At 70.6% G+C, this 4632-nt stretch carries 3 protein-coding genes and 1 pseudogene; all 4 read right to left on the bottom strand.

The window, feature by feature from the left end; all coding sequences use genetic code 11:
• Positions 1 to 164: pseudogene (locus tag G6022_RS10455) on the bottom strand (DNA polymerase IV); the annotation flags it as partial.
• 33 nt (positions 165 to 197) lie between these two features.
• A complete protein-coding gene (ileS, locus tag G6022_RS10460; RefSeq protein ID WP_179525076.1) occupies positions 198 to 3377 on the bottom strand; it encodes an isoleucine--tRNA ligase in 3180 nt (1059 codons plus the stop codon).
• Between the two features lie 282 nt (positions 3378 to 3659).
• Positions 3660 to 3881, bottom strand: coding sequence for a hypothetical protein (locus G6022_RS10465; RefSeq protein WP_182618041.1), 222 nt, complete (start codon positions 3879 to 3881; stop codon positions 3660 to 3662).
• Between the two features lie 125 nt (positions 3882 to 4006).
• On the bottom strand, positions 4007 to 4632 hold a 626-nt coding region (locus tag G6022_RS10470), incomplete at its 5' end, for a cell division protein (protein WP_182691528.1).

The raw sequence follows: 4632 nt of genomic DNA on the forward strand, positions 1-4632 counted from the left end.
CGGGCCCGCGCCTCGTACGAGCACCCCGCGACCACACCGCGGCCCCCCACCCCTCCCACGAGCACCGGCCGACCCCGCAGGGTCGGCCGGGTGAGCTGCTCGCAGGACGCGAAGAAGGCGTCCATGTCCACGTGCAGGACCCAGCGGTCCTGCCCGTCAGCCATGCCGACTCCCGTCTCGGCTCAGGACCGGCCCGGTCAGACCCGGGCCAGCGTCATCCTGACCCCCTCGGCGAGCTCGGCGGGGTCACCGTCGCCCGGGTTCAGCGCGTCCACCACAGCGAAGTCCGTGGCGAGGACCTCGCCGGCGATCAGCCCGGCGTGACGGTCGGCCCAGTCGCGGCGGGCCGCCGGGACCTCCAGGCGCACCCGGATGCGGTCGGAGATGTCGAACCCGGCGCCGCGGCGGGCCTCCTGGATCTCACGGATCCGGTCCTTGGCCCAGCCCTCCGCCTCCAGCTCCTCGGTGACGGTCAGGTCCAGCACCACCAGCCCGGCCCCGCCCGGGAGCGCGGCCGTCGATTCCGGGTCCGCGGCCACGAGGCGGTGTTCGTACTCGCCCTCCTGCAGTTCGACCCCACCGGCGATGACCACCCCGTCGGCCTCGGACCAGTCCCCCGTCTTGGCGGCCTTGATGCACGCCTGAACCTGCTTGCCCAACCGCGGCCCCGCCGCGCGGGCGTTGACGGCCAGCTCCATCCGCCCGTGGGCGGCCACGTCGCTCGTCAGGTGGACGTGGCGCACGTTGACCTCGTCGGCGATGATCCCGGTGAACGGCTCGAGCCTCTCGGCGTCGGGCATCGCCACGGTGAGGGAGTTCAGGGGCAGGCGCACGCGCAGCTGCTTGGCCTTGCGCACGGAGGAGACGGTCGAACACACCGACCGCACGGCCTCCATGGCCTCGACCAACCCGGCGTCGCGCGGGAGCTCGTCGGCGGCCGGCCAGTCCGCGAGGTGGACCGACTCCCGCCCGGTCAGGCCGGTCCACACGACCTCCGACATGAGCGGGAGGAGCGGGGCGGCGAGCCGCATCGTCGTCTCCAGCACCGTGTAGAGGGTGTCGAAGGCGTCGCGGGAGTCCTGACCGGAGGCCTCCCCCGCCCAGAACCGGGAGCGCGACCTGCGCACGTACCAGTTGGTCAGGGCGTCGGCGAACTGTCGCAGTTCGTCGCAGGCGGCGGCGATGTCCGTGGTCTCCAGGGCCTCGGTCATCGCGTCCCGGGTCGTGGCCAACCGGGACAGGATGTACCGGTCCAGCACGTGCGGGGAGTCCGTGCGCCAGGTGGCGCGCTCGGCGGCGTACAGCTGCAGGAAGCTGTAGGAGTTCCAGAGCGGCAGCATGGCCTGACGCACACCCTCGCGGATGCCCTGTTCGGTCACCACGAGATTGCCACCGCGGAGGATGGGGGAACTCATGAGGAACCATCGCATGGCATCGGAGCCGTCGCGGGCGAAGACCTCGTTGACGTCCGGGTAGTTGCCCTTGGACTTGCTCATCTTGAGCCCGTCGTTGCCCAGCACGATCCCGTGGGCGGCGACGTGCGTGAACGCGGGACGGTCGAACAGCGCCGTGGCCAGCACGTGCAGCGTGTAGAACCAGCCGCGGGTCTGACCGTTGTACTCGACGATGAAGTCGCCCGGGTTGTGGGTCTCGAACCACTCCTTGTTCTCGAAGGGGTAGTGGACCTGCGCGAACGGCATGGACCCGGACTCGAACCAGCAGTCGAACACGTCGGCCACCCGCCGCATGGTGGATCTGCCGGTCGGGTCGTCGGGGTTGGGCCGGGTCAGCTCGTCGATGTACGGACGGTGCAGATCGGTGGGCCGCACCCCGAAGTCGGCCTCGAGCTCGTCGAGGGAGCCGTAGACGTCCACGCGCGGGTAGGCCGGGTCGTCCGACTCCCACACGGGGATCGGCGCGCCCCAGTACCGGTTCCGGTTGATGTTCCAGTCCCGCGCGCCCTCGAGCCACTTGCCGAACTGCCCGTCGCGCACGTGCTCCGGCATCCACGTGATGTGTTCGCGATTGAGCTCGACCATCCGGTCCCGGAACGCGGTGACCTTGACGAACCAGGCCGGCAGGGCCATGTAGATCAACGGCTGCCCGGAGCGCCAGGAGTGCGGGTAGGAGTGCTCGATGGTCTCGTGCCGGATCAGGCGACCCGCGGCACGCAGGTCGCGTGAGATGGGCGCGTTGGCGTCGAAGACCAGCTGGCCCGCGTACGGGGGCACCTCGGCGGTGAACTTGCCGTCGGGGCCGACCGGGATGACCAACTCGATACCGGCCGCGTCGCAGGCGTCCTTGTCCTCCTCACCGAAGGCCGGCGCGAGGTGGACGATGCCGGTGCCCGACTCGGTGGTGACGTAGTCCGCCGACAGCACGACGTGCGCGCCGGGGTGGCCGGCGAAGAAGTCGAACGGCGGGACGTACGTCAGACCCACCAGGTCGGCGCCCTTCGCCGTCGCCACCACCTCGGCGTCCTCGCCGAACTCGGGCGCATACACCCCGCGGCGGGCCTCGGCCACCACGAAGCGGCGGCCGGCGAGCTCACCGGAGTTCACCTGCACCACGCAGTAGTCGATGTCGGGGTGGACGGCGGCGGCCAGGTTGGACGGCAGGGTCCAGGGGGTGGTGGTCCAGACCAGCGCCTCGGCGCCGTGGAGCGGGCTGGACTGCGGCGCCTCGAGCGGCAGGCCGACGGTGACCGCGGGGTCCTGACGCATCTTGTACGCGTCATCCAACCGGGTCTCCTGGTTGGACAGGGGCGTCTGCTCGTACCAGGAGTACGGCAGCACGCGGAAACCCTTGTAGACCAGGCCCTTGTCGTAGAGCCGCTTGAACGCCCACAGGACGGACTCGGTGAAGTCGATGTCCAGCGTCTTGTAGTCGTTCTCGAAGTCCACCCAACGGGCCTGACGGTGGACGTACTCCTCCCACTCGTCGGTGTAGCGCAGGACCGACTTCTCGCAGGCCGAGTTGAACTCGGCCAGACCCATGTCGAGGATCTGCGACTTCTCGGTGATCCCCAGCTGCTTCTCGGCCTCGAGCTCGGCCGGCAGACCGTGACAGTCCCATCCGAAGCGGCGCTCGACCAGGTATCCGCGCATGGTGCGGTAGCGCGGGATCACGTCCTTGACGTACCCGGTGAGCAGATGCCCGTAGTGGGGTAGGCCGTTGGCGAACGGGGGGCCGTCGTAGAAGACGTATTCCTCGGCGTCCGCCCGTCTGCGGACGGACTCCCGGAAGGTGTCGCGCTGGTCCCACCGGGCCAGGACGGTCTCCTCGAGGGCGGGGAACGACGGCGACTGTGCCGTGGTGCCGCCGGTGAGGTCGAGAATCGGGTAGGCGCTACCCGTGGCGGTGGGCTCGGTGCTCATGCGGGCGGACTCCTCGCGGTACGGGGCCCGCACGAGTGGGTACCCGTGGGGCCGACAGGCCTGCGCTCGGGGACGATCCGGACACGACTGGCGCGTCCGTCCGCGGTACCACCCCGTTTGACGACGACGGTGCGACGCCCACTCATGGGTCGGGGGCCGGTCGGGCTCCCCCGTTCGGTTCTACTGAGCCGCCCCCTCCACGGGACCGGCTGTTCTTCCGAGCGCTCCCCGGTGATGGCCGGATCGCAGCGCATCCGGCTCACCGCCGGACATGGGGTGATGTTACCTGTCGGCGTGGGAGTCCGCCGCGTCCGCCACCTCTGACGGGTCCCGTCCGGACCCGTCACGCGCGGATCTCCCGCGGATGAGATCCATGACCAGCAGCAGCAGGCCGAGGGCGCCGACCACGATGCAGGCCCACGCCCACCCGATCTGACCGGTGGCGACGGCGGCGACGAGGAAGACGAATCCGAGGATCGTCAGTCCGAGTGCGGCGACGAGCATGCGTTCCTCCTGCCGTGGTGCGTGTCGTGGGGCGCGCCTGTTCCGGGGCGGTCCCACTCCCCGAATATACGTCGGTCCCCGCACCCTGGGCAGGGGCGGGGACCGGACGCGTCGACGCGGGAGGACTACTCGGCGCGGTGGCCGCCGTCCTTCTTGGCACCCTGGTCGGGCGCACCGGCGTTCTCCGCCGGGGCGGCCGGGGCAGCCGATCCGGACTTCCCGAGCTCGGACAGCTGGTTCTCGAGGTAGCTGGTGAGGCGACTGCGGTAGTCCTTCTCGAAGGTCCGCAGCTGGTCGATCCGGCCCTCGAGCACGCCACGCTGCTGGTTGATGGTGGCCATGATCTCGGTGTGCTTGCGCTCCGCGTCGGCCTGCAGGGCGTCCGCCTTGGCCTGGGCTTCCTTGATCTGCTGCTCGGAGCGTGACTGGGCGTCCTTGACGATCCCGTCGGACTTGGTCTTGGCCTCGCCGAGGATCTTGTCGGCCTCCCTGCGGGCGTCGCCGACCATCTTCTCCGACTGCGTCTTGGCGTCGCCGACCAGCCGATCGGACTCGCCGCGCGCCTTGGCCATGAGCCCGTCGGACTCCTTCTTGGCCTCCCCGGTCAGCCGGTCCGCCATCTCCTGCGCCATCGCGAGAACGCGGGCCGCACGCAGATGCGTGTCGGAGTTGGCGGCACCGCTGTCCTCGCTCTTCGCGAGCGACGGGGTGGCCGCGGCCGGGGCCGGCGTCGGCGCTGGGGGCGCGGCGG

This window comes from Dietzia sp. Cai40 (assembly GCF_014145165.1).
Lineage (GTDB): Bacteria > Actinomycetota > Actinomycetes > Mycobacteriales > Mycobacteriaceae > Dietzia > Dietzia natronolimnaea.

Bases quoted from the DNA above. Each gene is read 5' to 3' on its own strand.
- ileS (WP_179525076.1), bottom strand. From the start codon at position 3,377: ATGAGCACCGAGCCCACCGCCACGGGTAGCGCCTACCCGATTCTCGAC.
- G6022_RS10465 (WP_182618041.1), bottom strand. From the start codon at position 3,881: ATGCTCGTCGCCGCACTCGGACTGACGATCCTCGGATTCGTCTTCCTC.